The organism is Amycolatopsis ultiminotia (assembly GCF_039536925.1).
GTDB lineage: Bacteria > Actinomycetota > Actinomycetes > Mycobacteriales > Pseudonocardiaceae > Amycolatopsis > Amycolatopsis ultiminotia.
Genome location: NZ_BAAAZN010000005.1, coordinates 254655 through 269232 on the forward strand (window position 1 = coordinate 254655; position 14578 = coordinate 269232).

The following is a 14578-nucleotide window of genomic DNA, read 5'->3' on the forward strand; positions in this document are numbered from 1 at the left end:
TCGCCCACCGCGGCGCGCTCGGCAAGGGCAGGCAGCGCGGGCGGAGCCGAGCTCAACGAGGTGCCATCCGGACGGCACCGTCGAGCCGGATGACTTCACCGTTCAGCATCGGGTTCCCGATGATGTGCCGTACCAGCGCGGCGTACTCCGCCGGATCGCCGAGTCGTGCCGGATGTGTCACCTGTGCACCCAGCGAAGCGATCACGTCCTCCGGCAGCGAGGCGAACAACGGCGTCCGGAACAGCCCGGGCGCAATGGTCACCACGCGAATGCGCAGCTGCGCGAGGTCACGCGCGATCGGCAAGGTCATCCCGACGATGCCGCCCTTCGACGCCGAATACGCCGCCTGCCCGAGCTGGCCGTCGAACGCGGCCACCGAAGCGGTGTTGATGATGACGCCGCGCTCCTCGCCGGCAGGCTCGGTCCGCGCGATGCGCTCGGCCGCCAGCCGGATCACGTTGAACGTGCCGATCAGGTTGACGTCGATCACCTTGCGGAACGCCTCGAGCGGGAACGCACCCTTGTTCCCCACGGTCTTGACCGCGTTGCCGATGCCGGCGCAGTTGACGACCACGCGCAGCGGGCCGAGCGATTCGGCGGCGTCCAGCGCGGCCGCGACCTGAGCCTCGTCGGACACGTCCGCCGGGGCGAAGAGCACGTCTTCGCCCAGCTCCGCGGCCGCGGAAACGCCGTCCGAGGAGGGCAGGTCCGCGATGACCACCTTGGCCCCGCTGCCCAGCAGTTCCTGCACCGTCGCCAGACCGAGGCCCGACGCACCACCGCTCACCAGCGCGACCGAGTTCGAGCTGTCCATCTGTTCCTCCTCGTGGTTCACCCGGCCACCGAGGTCAGCCTGCCCCGGATGAGCTGCCCGGCTCCGGTGACGATCCGGTCGATCAGCTCGGCCACCGTCGGCACGTCTTCGATCAGGCCCTGCACCAGGCCCGCGGTCCAGATGCCGAGGTCGAGATCGCCGGTCTCCAGAACCTTCCGGCCGCGCGTACCCGCGACCAGCTCCCGTACGTCCTCGAACCTCCCGCCGCCGCCGAGGATCGACACGACCTCGGTCGAGACGGCGTTGCGGGCCACCCGCGCGGTGTTGCCGAGGGTCCGGAAGATCAGCTCGGTGTCCCGTTCGCCCGCCGCGACGAGCTGCTGTTTCACGTTGTCGTGCACCGGCGCCTCGACGGTGGCCACGAACCGGGTGCCCATGTTGATCCCGTCCGCACCCAGCGCCAGTGCCGCGACCAGCCCGCGGGCATCGCCGAACCCGCCGGAAGCGACCATCGGGACGGTGATCCGGCCGGCCGCGGCCGGGATAAGCACCAGTCCGGGGACGTCGTCCTCCCCAGGGTGCCCGGCGCACTCGAACCCGTCGATCGAGATGCCGTCGACGCCGAGTGCCTGTGCCTTCACCGCATGCCGCACGCTCGTGCACTTGTGCAGGACCTTCACCCCGCCCGCGCGGAAGGCGGGCAGGTGCTCGGCGGGGTTGAAGCCGGCGGTCTCCACGACCGGGACCCCGGACTCGACGATGACGTCCCGGTACTGCGCGTAGGGCGGCGGGGTGATCGAGGGCAGGATGGTCAGGTTGACCCCGAACGGCTTGTCCGTCAGATCCCGGCAGCGTGCGATCTCCTTCGCCAGGTCCGCCGGCGTCGGCTGGGTCAGCGCGGTCAGGAATCCGAGGCCACCGGCATTCGCCACCGCGGCGGTCAGCTCGGCGCGGCCGACCCACTGCATCCCGCCCTGGACAATGGGGTGCTCGACCCCGAAGACCTCGCAGAACCGGGTTCGCACCATTCGCTCACTCCTCGTTGCGGCCAATGGTGCCCGAGGCTACCCAGCGATCACCCGGCAACGAGGTGACGCTCCTCTCTGCCCGGCCTGCTTGACACCATCCGCGTGACTTAGCGATCGTTAGGTAACATGACTTAGCGATCGCTAAGTGTCCTGTCCAAGGAGGACCGTCGTGGCCACCGCCGTCATCGCCGACGCAGTCAGGACACCTCCGGGGCTGCCGATCGACCCGATCGGGCGCACGGGACGGCAACCCCTCTGCGAATGCGGCGGCACGGCCAACGCCACCCTGATCGAACGTCTCAAGGAGCCTCGGTGAAACGCACTCTCTTCAACGCCGATCACGACGCCTACCGCGAGCTCGTCCGCGAGTTCGTGGTAAGGGAGGTCGAACCGAACCTCGAACGGTGGGACGCCGAGCGGTTGATCGACCGCCAGGTCTGGCAGGCAGCGGGCAAGCAGGGTGTGATCGGCCTGCGGGTCCCGGAGGAGCTCGGCGGGGCCGGCCAGCCCGATTACCGCTACCAGGTGGTGGTGTCCGAGGAACTCGCGCGGGTCGGGGCCGCATCGTTGAACAGCAGCTTCTCCCTCCAGGACAGCATCATCCTGCCGTACGTGCAGGAGCTGGGGACCGCCGAGCAGAAGCGCCGGTGGCTGCCCGCGATGGCCGCGGGCACCCTGATCGGCGCGATCGCGATGACCGAACCGGGGGCGGGCAGCGATCTGCAGGGCGTGCGCACCACCGCGGTGCGCGACGGCGGCGAATGGGTGATCAACGGGCAGAAGACCTTCATTTCCAGCGGGATCAACGCCGGGCTGGTGATCGTCGTGGCCAGGACCGACCCCGCGGCGGGTGCCCGCGGGTTCAGCCTGCTCGTGGTCGAGGAGGGCACGCCCGGCTTCACCCGTGGCCGCAAGCTCGACAAGATCGGCCTGCACGCACAGGACACCGCCGAACTCCGCTTCGACGACGTGCGCGTTCCGGAGTCGAACCTGCTCGGCACCGAAGGCCGCGGCTTCGTGCACCTGATGGAACGGCTTCCGCTCGAACGCATGTCCATCGCCACCGGTGCGCTGGCGAGTGCACAGACCGTCTTCGCCGAGACCAAGCGGTACTGCTTCGATCGCGTGGCGTTCGGCAAGCCGATCGGGGATTTCCAGAACACCCGTTTCCAGCTGGCGGAGATGAGTACCGAACTGGACGTGACGCGGGCCTTCCACGACGCCGCGGTGCTCGCGCTCAACGCGGGCGAGCTCAGCGCGGTCGACGCGGCCAAGGCCAAGTGGTGGAGCAGTGAACTGCAGAAGCGGATCATCGACCGCTGCCTGCAGCTGCACGGCGGATACGGCTACATGCGGGAATATCCGGTCGCCCGCGCGTACCTGGACTCCCGGATCCAGACGATCTACGGCGGCACGACCGAGATCATGAAGGAGATCATCGGCCGCGACCTCGCGCAGGGGCGACGCTGATGCCCGGCGCGCTCACCGGCCTGCGGGTACTCGAACTCGCCGGGATCGGGCCGGGTCCGCACGCGGCGATGGTGCTGGCCGACCTCGGCGCCGACGTGGTCCGGGTGGAACGGCCGGGCAGCACGGCACGGGACGCACTGCTGCGCGGGCGCCGGTCGGTGTTCGCCGATCTCAAGAGCACGGAAGGCCATGCGCTGGTCCAGCGCCTCGCGGCCAACGCGGACGTGCTCATCGAGGGCTACCGGCCCGGTGTGGCCGAACGGCTCGGCCTCGGACCGCACGAGTGTCTCGCGGCCAATCCCGGTCTGGTCTACGGGCGGATGACCGGCTGGGGCCAGCAGGGGCCGCTGGCCGGCCGCGCCGGACACGACCTGAACTACCTCAGTCTCACCGGCAGCCTGCACGCCATCGGGCGGCCGGGTGAGCGCCCGGTTCCGCCGCTGAACCTGGTCGGCGATTTCGGTGGTGGCTCGATGTTCCTGCTCACCGGGATACTGGCCGCGCTGTGGGAACGCAGTCACTCCGGCCGGGGCCAGGTGATCGACGCGGCAATGGTCGACGGCGCCTCCGTGCTGACGCAGATGATGTGGGCGATGCGCGGGGAAGGGCAGTGGTCCGACGAGCAGGGCACCAACCTGCTCGACGGCGGTGCACCGTTCTACGACACCTACGAATGCGCGGACGGCCGGTACGTCGCCGTCGGGGCGATCGAACCGCAGTTCTACGCACAGCTGCTGACCGGTCTGCAGCTCGATGCCGCCGAGCTGCCCGGCCAGAACGACCGGGCGCGCTGGCCGCAGTTGCGGCCCGCCTCACCGAAGCGTTCGCCGCCCGGCCACGGGAGCACTGGGAGAAGGTGTTCGAGGGCACGGATGCGTGCCTCACCCCGGTGCTCACCTTCGCCGAGGCGCCACACCACCCGCACCTGGCTGCCCGCGGCACTCTGGTGGACCTGGCCGGCACGGTTCAGCCCGCCCCGGCGCCCCGGTTCTCCCGAACCCCGGCGGATCTCCCCCGCCCAGCCCCGGAACCCGGGGCGGACATCTCGGCGGTCCTCGCCGACTGGCAAGTCTGAGAGAGCAGCTGTGCGCAACCCGAATGTCCTGACCGAACAGACCGGTGCCGTCCGGCGGATCACCTGGAACCGCCCGGACGCACTCAACGCACTCGACGACGGCATGCTGCGCACCGCGACCGAGGAAGTACGTGCCGCGGCAGCGGACCGCTCAGTGCGCGTGCTCCTGTTCGCCGGCAGCGGGCGGGCCTTCTGTGCCGGCGCCGACCTCACCCGGGTCCACCCGGGTGAGGTCGGCGCGGAGACGGTCGACCACGCCAATCGGCTCGTCGAGGCCATCCGGGCGGCCCCGCAGCCGGTGGTCGCCGCCGTGCACGGTCCCGCAGTGGGCGTCGGCTGCTCGATCGCGCTGGCCGCGGATCTGGCCGTCGCCGCCGAATCCGCCTACTTCCTGCTGGCCTTCGCCAACGTGGGGCTGATGCCCGACGGCGGGGCGAGCGCGCTCCTGCCCGCCGCGATCGGGCGCGCCCGCGCGGTCCGGATGGCCATGCTGGCCGAGCGCATCGACGCCCGCACCGCGGAAAGCTGGGGCCTGATCGCCTCGGCGGTCTCCGACGAGGAGTTCTCCGGCGAAATCGAGCGGGTGCTCGCCAAACTGGCGGCCGGGCCGTCCGCCGCCTATGCACAGATCAAACAGGCACTCGACGCGACGGCGCTGAGCGGACTGCCGGGCGCACTGGCCCGGGAACGAGCCGGGCAGACCGCCTTGTTCGAGACCAAGGACTTCGCCGAAGGAACAGCTGCGTTCCGCGAAAAGCGAACGCCTCGCTTCCGGGGCGAGTAGCCCGGGTTCCCCAGGGCGGGTAGCTCCGGTCCCACGGCGAGCAACCGGGTCCGCCTCCGGGGAGCCGGTCGCTCTTGGGTGGCTTTTCGTTGCTCGGCAACACATTCCTGCTGCTGCGACGGTGGTCGCGGTGCGGTGCTGCGGATTCGTCAGCTCCGGTCGACCGCAGTGGCGAGGGTCCGCAGCTGCGCCCGTGCTCGGCGGCCAGCAGCTTCTGTGCCTCTTCGAAATGGCCGCATCACCGGACCGGGTGGCGGTGCGGCGGTGCTCATCGACCGTCTTCGGCGAGGTAGACCTTGGTGGCGAAGACATCGAGTGCCGAGACGCAATCCTGCAAGGCCGCCTCGGCCACGCTCCGGCGGTCCGCACCGAGTGAGTCGCGGAGACGGACCTTGTCGGACCAGCCGCGGAGCTTGGCGAGGTCTTCATCGTTTTCTTCCAGCTCCGCGTAGGTGAACTTCTCGGCAGCCGTCTCCTTTTCGATCTCGGCGAGGAAACCGCGGCACCGGTCGATGATCTCCTCGTACTCCTCGTCCCGCGCGGCGTTGTAGGTCGCGGCGACCTCACCTGCGCCGGCGAGCACGTCGCAGCGCATCAGCTGGGCAGAGCCGCCCAGCTCCTCGACGTGCTTGCGCAACGAGCGCAGTGACCGTTCGTGTGCGGTCGACTCCGGCAACACGGCGACCGAGTTCTGCAAGTAGACCGCACCGGTGCTCTTCAGCTTCCGCCACACGCTCGCACGCAGCCGCGTGGGTTCGCGCGGAACCCGGTAGACCAGCAGCAGCCACCCCGGCGGGGTGGCCTCGCGGTCGGAGAAGTCCTTGGTCACGCCGGTCAGCGTGCCATCACGTGGCTGATCACGTCCAGAATTCCGCCGGGCGTGCCGAGCGGGGCCAACGTGCTACCGACCGCACACGACGGTTTCCGCAGACCCGATGGGCGCATTGCACGACCGGGTGAACTCTGACAGCATCCTGAGCGCGGTATACGAAACCGTCGAAACTGGGGAGTTGCCGATGCTGCCGATCCTCGAGTTCGTCCTGGGCATCGCGGTGCTCGTCTACAGCGCCGAGAAGCTGATCGGTTACCTGGTCGGGGTCGCCAGCCGATGGGCGATCTCGCTGTTTCTCATCGCGGTCGTGTTCACCGGGATCGAGTTCGACGATCTGGTGTTCGGTCTCGTGCTGAACCTCGAGGATCTCAGCAACGTCGCGCTCGGCACGGTGATCGGGACGACGATCGCGATGACCGGGATCGTGCTCGCCCTCGCGGCCATCATCGCGCCGTGCCGGGTGGACGTGCCCAAGGATTACCTGCTCCTGCTGGTGGCCGCGCCGGTGGTGATGTTCGTGCTGGCACTGACCGGGGCACTGACCCAGTGGATCGGGATCCTGCTGCTGGCCCTGTTCGTGGCCTTCGTGGGCTGGATCGGCTACCGCGAATACGCCGCGCGGCGCCCCGTGTGGCGCAACGCCGAGCTCTACGAGCAGCTCGAGAGCGCCGGTGTGGGCAGGGGCGGCACGGCGGCCGTCGCCACCGAGGTCCCGGACACCCCCGGCACCGGCGGGAACGGCGGCACCGGCGGGAACGGCGGTTTCGAACTCCCCCCGGACCTGCGCGTCGACCAGGGATTTCTGGTGGCACGACAGCATTCGGCCGGCCGGAACGTGGCTCTCGGTGCCCTCGCGCTGGTCGGCCTGATCCTCGGTGCGGTGGTAGCCGGGAAGGGCACCGACGGCATCCTGGACACCTTCGACATCGCCGGCACCGTTTTCGGGGCGACGATCGCCACCCTGGCACTGTCCCTTGAGGACATCTTCCTCACCGTGGAGCCCTCCCGCAGGGGTGCGCCGGAGATCGGTGTCGCCAACGTCGTCGGCAGTGTGGTGTTCTCGGTGACCGGCAAGATCGGGATCATCCTGCTGTTCGGCGGAACGATCACCGTCGACGACGAGGTCTTGAGCTGGCACCTGCCGGTGCTGCTGCTGATGACCGTGCTCGCCGCGATCTTCCTCGGCACCGGGCGGCTACGCCGTTGGCATGGCATCGTCTTGCTCGCCTGCTACCTCGCCTACTTCGTGATCAGCCTGGTCGCCTTCGGCGAGGTGCCCGTCGACGACGACTGATTCGCTCGTCGGTTCCTTCCACGAGGACGGCGGCTAAGCGCCGCGCGGTGGTGGTTTGGTCAGGCACGCTGCCACGACCACCAGTATCGGTAGTGCGCAAAGGGCGACGAGTGCGGCCCGGTAGGAGTTCGACCACGCTCGTCCCAGCGCGAGGACGACCGGGCCGAGCGCGGAGGTGCCGATGATGACCGAATGCACCACGCCGCGCAGGGTTCCGAGATGGCCCTGGCCGAAGCAGTCGCTGAAGACCACCGCCCGCAGCGTGCGTACCCCGGCGGTGCAGGCGCCGAGCGCCAGGCCGTATGCGACGGCCGTCCAGCCGGGACGCACCCATCCGGCGGTGAACGTGGTGAGCGCGAGAACCGCCATCACGGTGCTGATGAGGGCACGGTCGCTGATGTGATCGGCCAGCCAGCCGACGAGAAAACTGGCCAGCAGTCCCGCGAACAGTTGCGGGACGAAGTTCGCAGCCGCCTCGGCGGCACCGAGACCACGTTCACCCAGCAGGGAGACCTGGTGAAACGTCAACGCCGTGGTGATCAGGCTGCATGCGCCTGCACCGCTGACGACAACCCAGAACACCGCCGTCCGGCTTGCCTCCCGTAGCGTCCAGTCGACCGGGGGTTCCCGGGCCGAAGTCCCGGATTCGGCGTCGGCCTCGCTCGTGCGCACGTCGCCGTCGGCGGGCACGCGTCGCGGGAGCACGAACAACGCCGCGGGCACGGCGATCGCGAGAACGGCCCACCCCTCCAGCTGCCAGGCGGTGCGCCAGCCGAGTTCACCGATCAGCCGCTCGAGTGCCAACGGCGCGAGCGAGATCGCGGACGTGCCGATCGCCGAGACGACCCCCATCGCCAGTCCCCGGTGCCGCTGCACGTACACGGTCACGACGGTGGTCGCCACGAGGCTCAGCGCTCCCTGTCCGCCGAGGCGGATGCCGACGAAGGCGGTGCTCAGCCCGACGAACTCGGTGACGGTGCCTGCCGCCACCAGGATGGCACCGAAGCAGAGAGCAACCGCGACCATGGCACGGCGTGGTCCGAAGCGATCGAGCAACCTGCCCAGCAGTGGCAGCACCAGCGCACCGGCCAGCGAGCCGATCGAATAGGCCATCGCCACCGACGATCGGGACACGTGCAGCGCGGTACTCAGCGGGTCCACGAACACCGAGATGGCCGGAGTCTGCCCAGGAGCGGTCATGGCCATCGCCACCGAGGCCGAGCCGATCACCCGTCCCCGGTAACCGGCGGAACCTCGCAGCGGTCTTCCCACCGGTACTGAAGTGGACCGGTTGGCACCGATCGGCACGAGATCTCCTGCGCATGGTTGTCGGTCAGGGCTTGAAGAACGAGGAATCGTGGGTGTGGCCGAGCGTTGCGCGTCCGATCGTGGCGAGGACGTGATCGTCGTTGTCGTGGCGCGCGTAGAAAGTGAGGTCGCGCAGGATCCGTTCCACCGGGCTGGGACGGACGAGGCTGCGCGCCCCGCAAGCGCGAACGCAGTGCTCCACCGTCTCCAGCGCGAGATGTTCGACCAGGTGGCGGGCGCAGTTTCCGGCCCGCTGGGCGTCGGCCCGCTGACCGCGGTCCCAGAACTGTGCGACGTGGGCGAGCCAGAGGTGGCAGGTCTGGATGTTGACCGCCATCGAGCCGGCGCGGTGGTGGACGTACGGGTCGGCGGTCTTGTTCTGGCGGACGAGGTATTCGAGCGCGTAGTCGAAGGCGCCTTCGGCGGCACCGAGGAAACTGGCCGCGTAGTGCGGGGTGAACGCGCTCTGCCAGCCCTGGTGCAGGTAGGCGCCGGGTTCCCCGACGAGGTTCTCCTCGGGCAGGAAGGTCCGGTTGAACTCGACCACGTGACTTGCGGTGGCCCGCATGCCGATCGGGTCCCACCACGATTCGTCGACGGTGACGGTGGGGTCGGACAGATCGCACGCCAGCAGGAGCAGCCCCTCCGCCGGAGCGTCCGCATGCCGGGCGCCTCCTGGTCCTGCGGTGTTGACCAGCAGCAGGGCCCAGTCCGCGCCGGTCGCGCTCGTCGCGAAGGCCTTGGTTCCCTCCAGTACCCATCCGCCGTCGACAGCGGTGATGCTGGTGCCGAACCTGGTGCCTTCACCTGGCTTTCGCGCTTGCGGCTCGCCGCTCCACGCCACCCACTTCTGGCCACCGTGCACGATGCCCTCGAACCAGCGCTCCTGCTGTCGTGCGGAAGCCAGCGCGTCGAGGAGCACGAGCGAGTTGGTGTGCCCCTCCCAGCATCGGCCGAGCGAGAGGTCGGCCTTGGCCAGTTCCTTGGTCATCAGCCACAGCGTGAGCGTGTCACCGTTCAACGGGCCGAGCCCCAGTCCGCCGTGCTCGCGGGGCACGGTGGCCGCGTTCAGCCCGGCAGCCGCCAGGTCGTCGAAGTCCTTGCCGGGGAACGTCGCCGCCCGGTCGTGTTCGTCCGCGCGCTTGGCGCACGCCTTGGCGACGGTGCCGGCCTGTTCGATCAGGTCACGGCTGTGCGGGCGGAGGTGGTGCGGTGCTTCGGAGATCTTGCCGAGGTCCACGGGTGATCCTTCCTGTCGGGTTTCCGGGAGTCAGCGGTGCCGGGAACGCTCGCGCCGGGCGATGCGCGCGGCATGCAGCAGCGCACGGGTCTGTTCGGTGGGGATGTGCCGGCCGGTCATGAAGTGGAACTGGCAGCCGGCGTCGGCAAGCAGCACATCCCATCCGTCGACGACGGCGAGCCCGCGATCGCGGGCGGCGGTGACGACCGCGGTCTCCTCGGACGTGTAGACCATGTCGACGACGACTGCGTCGTCGGGGAGTTCGAACGGTCGGAACGGCACCCGGTCGGTCACCGGCGTCGCGTGCACGAGCACCGAATACCCGTCCGCGCGGAACGACTCCAGTGGGGTGAAGCCGAAGCCGAGCTTTTCGGCGACGGCTCGGCCACGGCGGGGATCGCGGTTGACCAGCACCGGGTCGGCACCGCAGTCGGCGAGCGCAAGTGCGGCGGCGCGTCCGGCACCGCCGCAGCCGATCACGGCGGCCTTGCGACCGGAGACTGCTACCTCGAAACGGTCCAGCGCCCGGCTGATCGCGGGACTGTTGGACGTGTCGGCGCACCAGGATTTTTCCCGCTGGACAAGCGAATTCGCCGATCCCGACCGGCGTGCCGCGGGACTGGTCGTCCGCGCCGAGGCGAGCGCCGCCTCCTTGTGCGGTGACACCACGGTGGCGGCTCGCAGCGGAAAGCCGAGTTCGGCGAGCCCGGACTCGGCGACTTCACTCCAGAAGGAGCCGAAGTCCTCGACTTGGAACGGCAAGTACAGTGCCGGGATGTCGAGCGTGCGGTAGCCGGTGTTGTGCACCCGCGGCGATACCGATTTCAGGACCGAACGGCCGATGATGCCGTAAACCGTGTGCAGCGGGCGAAGCTGCGGGAACCCGTAGTCCCCCACCAGCTGCTCGACGGTCGGCAGGGCGATGCTGTTGTCGGCCAGCCCGCCGAAGACGACGGGCGCACCGAGCCGGGGGGCCAGCAGGCGGCTCCAGAACCCCGCAGCTCCGGTCCCGAACGCCGTGACATCCGATCGCCCGGCGGCGTGGAGAAACCGCAGCGGTGCCAACGCCTGTTCGGCCCGCGATACGTCGACCGTGAGCAGGTACAGGCCGGCGTCGGTGGCCGCCATGCGGTCGAAGCGCTCGTGCAGAACACCGTGCTCGGCGGCGCTGCCGTGCCAGGAGATGCGCCGCTGCCGGGCCGGAATGCGGTTCAGCAGCTCCGGAACCAGATCGTGCTCGGCTTCCAGATCGACCACGTCGTAGTGCTCCGCCGCGGCGAGCAGCCGGGTGTGTCGCGCCTCGGCCGAGCCGTCGAACTCGCCACCCTGGTCACGGCTGCGAAGGCAGTACACCAGCCGACCGTCGAAGCGATCCCGCAACCAGGCCGGATCCACCGCACCGGCGAGATCGGCCCGGACCTCGACCAGATCCACTTCGTGCCGCAGCGCATCCAGCTCGGCTCTCCCGTGCGGGAGCGGACCGGTCACGACTGCGGTGATCGCAGCGCTGTCCCACTTCACCTCTGAACCATCGACGCGGATCAACGTCGCCTCCCAGTTGTGCGAATAGTGGAATCGTTCAGGACGTGCCACCGGGCGCGGTGCGGCGTTCCACGCATTCCCGAAGAAGAGCGATCAGGAACGCGTGGAATCACCGGCCATATTGGCCCTTGCGGTGAATTGCGGTTTTACCTCGTCCGTCGTGGTCTGCGCCGCACGGCGGTGATTACTGTGTCGAGGACGAGAAACCCGAGCAGGGTGCCACCGAGGACGGGCATGGCCCAGGCCAGGATTGCACTGATGACCACCACCGCGAGCAATTCCGTTCTCGAAAGAGAACGCCAGACCGGCGGCGGCGCGGGTGGCCACAACGCAGTGCGGGGACGTCTGATCCACCACATCCGATAGGCGATGACGATCAGCACCAGTGCGCCGATGGCAAGCAGCGCCACGACGATCTGGTTGGCAATGCCGAACAACGTGCCGGCATGCGCTTGGTCACCGAGAATGGTGAGCTTGGCCAGTAGCGGGTAGTCGTCGAACGCGACGTGTTCGATTGCCTTGCCGGTGTAGGGATCGACCGCGATGCTGTCGTGGCGGACCGGCAGACCGGTGCCGGTTTCCGCGACTTTCCACACCTCGCCCGGTTCGGCGGGTGCGGTGATGGTCAGCTCCCCGCGCAGTCCGGTGGCGCCGGCGGTGTCCAGTACCCGGTCGACGGTGATCTGCTTCGCCCCTTGCGGCACCGCGACTTTCTCGGACTCGAGGTGTGGTTCGGCGGAGTCGAGGGTCTCCAGCAGCTGGTCCACCCGATCCCCCACGTAGTGGGACTGGGAAAAGCCGGTGACCGCGAGTGCGACGAGGCCGATGCCGAGGAACAGACCCAGTGAACCGTGCAGGGCCCGCAATCGGGCCTGCTTCGAAGACGACTGCCACGACCGGGCCGACACACCGCGGGAGCGTCGCCGGATGCCCCACAGAGCGAGGCCGAAGAGGACGATCACCGGGAGCCAGCTGGTCGCGAGTTCGGAGTAGAACCTGCCCGGCGGGCCGAGGTTCAGATTGCCGTGGATGTTTCGCAGCCAGACCTGTGCCGGCGGGCGATCCTTGACCGTGGTGAGCTCGCCTTGCACCTGGTTGGTGTAGGGGTTGACGTAGACGGTGAGGTCTTCGCCGGAGAACTTGTCGATGTCCGGAAGTCCGGGCGTCGACAGGACAATCCTGGTGGTGCGCTCTCCATCGACGGGTGGGATGACCTCCTTGACCGTCCCGCCCGGATGGGCTGCCACGGCCGCGGCGACCTGGCCCGATACCGGCCGGGGCGCTCCCGCGGTGTTATCGGCGAACAGCTCCGGCCCGTACAGTGCGTTGACGATTTGCGGGGTGCCGGCGTTGACCAGTCCGGTAAGACACATGACGACCAGGAACGGTGCAACCGCGAAACCCGCCAGAAAGTGCACCCGCCGCGCGAGGAGTCCCAGTCCCGAACGCGGCTTTGCCGCACTCGGCACGTCGGCGGAAACAGCTTTCGAGGCAAGTGGCGGTTCCTCCCGTGGATCTGGTGACCGGCCGGTGGTGGACGTGGCCATGCAACTCCCAAAAGAAGTGACTCGGGGCGGAGCAAATCAGCGGCGACAGCGGTTTTCCGGCATTGCTTCCTGAATTGCGGGCACGACTGTTTTCGCCCCCATCGCCTGCTGCGAATAATGGTGCTGCACCGCACCCTCGGCATCAAGGTTCGGGTGACCAAAGGTTTTCCGGTCGTGACGGCCGGATGGCTTCGTCCAACGGACGGGCTTGGCGCACAGGCACCCCGCCGTCGGAAAGTCCACCGGCCCGACCAACACAGCGGAATAGTAACCGTGGTTAGCTCTTCTGCGCCACGTTGCGTTCTTTTGGCTGCTCGGCGGACGAGCGGTGCGGCCGGCCGGATTGCAGCGGCAGGGAATCAGGTATCTCGCGAACCGGTGCGCACGACCGTTGGCCGCAACGACCGCCACTGGCCGGCGCAGACAGCCAGTCCGCCCGGCGGGGTGCCGGGAGCTTGCACCCCGCGGCGCCGGCCGGTACGACCGCGTGCACACCACGATCGACGAAACCCGCCCGATCGTCCCGGCGGTAGAGTGCCTGCCGTGACAGGTGCCCCGGATGCGGACCGGCAAACGGCAGGCCGGCAGGGCCCGGCGCCGACCGGCAGGCCCACCATGCGCGACGTGGCGGCCGCGGCGTCGGTGAGCGTGAAGACGGTTTCGCGCGTGGTACACAACTACCCGTTCATCCGCGACGAGGTACGCAGCCGCGTCCAGGCCGAAATCCGCCGGCTCGGCTTCCGGCCCAACGGAAACGCAGTCGGCCTGCGCCAGACCGGACGGCCGGCGGGCAGCATCGGCGTGCTCGCCGCAGACCTGGCCGATCCGTTCTACGCGGGCATGGTCAGCGCGATCGAACAGGTCAGCACCGCACGCTCGTTCACCACGCTGGTCGCCAGTTCGGGCGAGGACGCCGAGCGGGAACGCACGCTGCTGGCCACGTTCGTCGAACGCCGTCTGGACGGGTTGATCGTGGTCTCGGCCGATCGACGGCACGATCACCTGCGACCGGACCTCGACGTCGGCACGCACATCGTGTTCGCGGACCGCCCGCCGCAGCGGCTGCCGGTGGATTGTGTGCTCGCCGCGCACGCCGACGGGGCCAGGCAAGCCGTCGAGCACCTGCTCGGACAGGGCCACCGCGCGATCGCCTTCGTCGGCCACTCCCCCGCGATCCACACCGCGCGGCAACGGTTGCGCGGGTTCCGCGCCGCGCTCACCGCGGCCGGGCTGGCCCCGCACACAGTGCGTACCGACGCACTCGACACCGAGGCCGCGCACCGGGCGACCGCGGAGCTGCTGGCTGCCGAAGACGCGCCGACCGCCTTGTTCGCGGACAACCCGCGGCTGGTCGGCGGCATGGCCACAGCCATCGCGGAATCGGCCGCGCCGCGGACCGCGCTGGTCGCATTCGACGATTCGGAACTCGCCGGGGTGCTGGGCGTGACCGTGGTCGCGCAGGATCCGCGCGCGCTCGGCACCCAGGCCGCTGACCTGCTGTTCTCCCGGCTCGACGGCGACCATTCGCGGCCCCGCCGGATCATCCTGCCGACCACGCTCGTGCCGCGCGGATCCGGCGAGGGCAGGGGCGTCGCCCTGCGTGCCACCCGCAGCTGAGCCGCCCGGCCGAACTCGCGAGCTCCTTGCGTCGCCGGTCCTGTCCGGTTCTGGCCGGTTCCGGTC

At 69.3% G+C, this 14578-nt stretch carries 13 protein-coding genes and 1 pseudogene; 6 read left to right on the plus strand and 8 right to left on the minus strand.

All coding sequences use genetic code 11. The features are described 5' to 3' along the window. Positions 1-52: 52 nt before the first annotated feature. Positions 53-814 (minus strand): 3-hydroxyacyl-CoA dehydrogenase, encoded by a 762-nt coding sequence (locus tag ABD793_RS14035; protein WP_344859686.1) that lies wholly within the window; start codon positions 812-814, stop codon positions 53-55. 17 nt (positions 815-831) lie between these two features. Next, a complete protein-coding gene (locus ABD793_RS14040; RefSeq protein ID WP_344859688.1) occupies positions 832-1803 on the minus strand; it encodes an NAD(P)H-dependent flavin oxidoreductase in 972 nt (323 codons plus the stop codon). A gap of 169 nt (positions 1804-1972) precedes the next feature. Here ABD793_RS14040 and ABD793_RS14045 point away from each other — a divergent pair, with 169 nt between their 5' ends. The 4 genes and pseudogenes from ABD793_RS14045 (at position 1973) to ABD793_RS14060 (ending at position 5132) form a co-directional block, all read left to right on the plus strand. Then, positions 1973-2119: a hypothetical protein gene (locus ABD793_RS14045; RefSeq protein ID WP_344859690.1), complete on the plus strand. Its 147-nt coding sequence runs from the start codon at positions 1973-1975 to the stop codon at positions 2117-2119. After that, the gene (locus tag ABD793_RS14050; protein ID WP_344859692.1) at positions 2116-3273 is read left to right on the plus strand and encodes an acyl-CoA dehydrogenase family protein; all 1158 of its coding nucleotides are present in this window, start codon (positions 2116-2118) and stop codon (positions 3271-3273) included. Before ABD793_RS14045 ends, ABD793_RS14050 begins: the two co-directional genes overlap by 4 nt. A gap of 68 nt (positions 3274-3341) precedes the next feature. Then, positions 3342-4348, plus strand: a pseudogene (locus tag ABD793_RS14055) (CaiB/BaiF CoA transferase family protein). Positions 4349-4358: 10 nt separating this feature from the next. Beyond that, entirely contained in the window at positions 4359-5132 is a 774-nt protein-coding gene (locus tag ABD793_RS14060) for an enoyl-CoA hydratase-related protein (RefSeq protein ID WP_344859694.1), read from the plus strand. A gap of 268 nt (positions 5133-5400) precedes the next feature. Here ABD793_RS14060 and ABD793_RS14065 read toward each other — a convergent pair whose 3' ends face one another. Beyond that, on the minus strand, positions 5401-5961 hold the full coding sequence (locus ABD793_RS14065) for a Chromate resistance protein ChrB (protein WP_344859696.1): 561 nt from the start codon (positions 5959-5961) through the stop codon (positions 5401-5403). Positions 5962-6148: 187 nt separating this feature from the next. On the opposite strand from ABD793_RS14065, the gene ABD793_RS14070 reads away from it, so the two are divergent. Then, positions 6149-7258 (plus strand): sodium:calcium antiporter, encoded by a 1110-nt coding sequence (locus ABD793_RS14070; protein ID WP_344859698.1) that lies wholly within the window; start codon positions 6149-6151, stop codon positions 7256-7258. A 33-nt stretch (positions 7259-7291) separates the two neighbouring features. Here ABD793_RS14070 and ABD793_RS14075 read toward each other — a convergent pair whose 3' ends face one another. The 5 genes from ABD793_RS14075 to ABD793_RS14095 all read right to left on the minus strand — a co-directional run bounded on the left by ABD793_RS14075 (position 7292) and on the right by ABD793_RS14095 (position 13153). Then, the gene (locus tag ABD793_RS14075; RefSeq protein WP_344859700.1) at positions 7292-8488 is read right to left on the minus strand and encodes an MFS transporter; all 1197 of its coding nucleotides are present in this window, start codon (positions 8486-8488) and stop codon (positions 7292-7294) included. Positions 8489-8591: 103 nt separating this feature from the next. After that, positions 8592-9806 (minus strand): acyl-CoA dehydrogenase family protein, encoded by a 1215-nt coding sequence (locus ABD793_RS14080; protein WP_344859702.1) that lies wholly within the window; start codon positions 9804-9806, stop codon positions 8592-8594. 30 nt (positions 9807-9836) lie between these two features. Further along, positions 9837-11327 (minus strand): type I 3-dehydroquinate dehydratase, encoded by a 1491-nt coding sequence (locus ABD793_RS14085; RefSeq protein ID WP_344859704.1) that lies wholly within the window; start codon positions 11325-11327, stop codon positions 9837-9839. A gap of 167 nt (positions 11328-11494) precedes the next feature. Continuing rightward, positions 11495-12817, minus strand: coding sequence for a PepSY-associated TM helix domain-containing protein (locus ABD793_RS14090; RefSeq protein WP_344859706.1), 1323 nt, complete (start codon positions 12815-12817; stop codon positions 11495-11497). Between the two features lie 114 nt (positions 12818-12931). Next, positions 12932-13153, minus strand: coding sequence for a hypothetical protein (locus ABD793_RS14095; RefSeq protein WP_344859709.1), 222 nt, complete (start codon positions 13151-13153; stop codon positions 12932-12934). A gap of 285 nt (positions 13154-13438) precedes the next feature. Here ABD793_RS14095 and ABD793_RS14100 point away from each other — a divergent pair, with 285 nt between their 5' ends. Continuing rightward, positions 13439-14512 carry a LacI family DNA-binding transcriptional regulator gene (locus ABD793_RS14100; RefSeq protein ID WP_344859712.1) on the plus strand — a complete coding sequence of 358 codons (1074 nt, stop codon included), beginning with the start codon at positions 13439-13441 and terminating at the stop codon, positions 14510-14512. Positions 14513-14578: the final 66 nt, after the last annotated feature.

Coding starts and splice junctions, on each gene's coding strand:
- ABD793_RS14035 (WP_344859686.1), bottom strand. CDS start 814: ATGGACAGCTCGAACTCGGTCGCGCTGGTGAGCGGTGGTGCGTCGGGC.
- ABD793_RS14040 (WP_344859688.1), bottom strand. CDS start 1,803: ATGGTGCGAACCCGGTTCTGCGAGGTCTTCGGGGTCGAGCACCCCATT.
- ABD793_RS14070 (WP_344859698.1), top strand. CDS start 6,149: ATGCTGCCGATCCTCGAGTTCGTCCTGGGCATCGCGGTGCTCGTCTAC.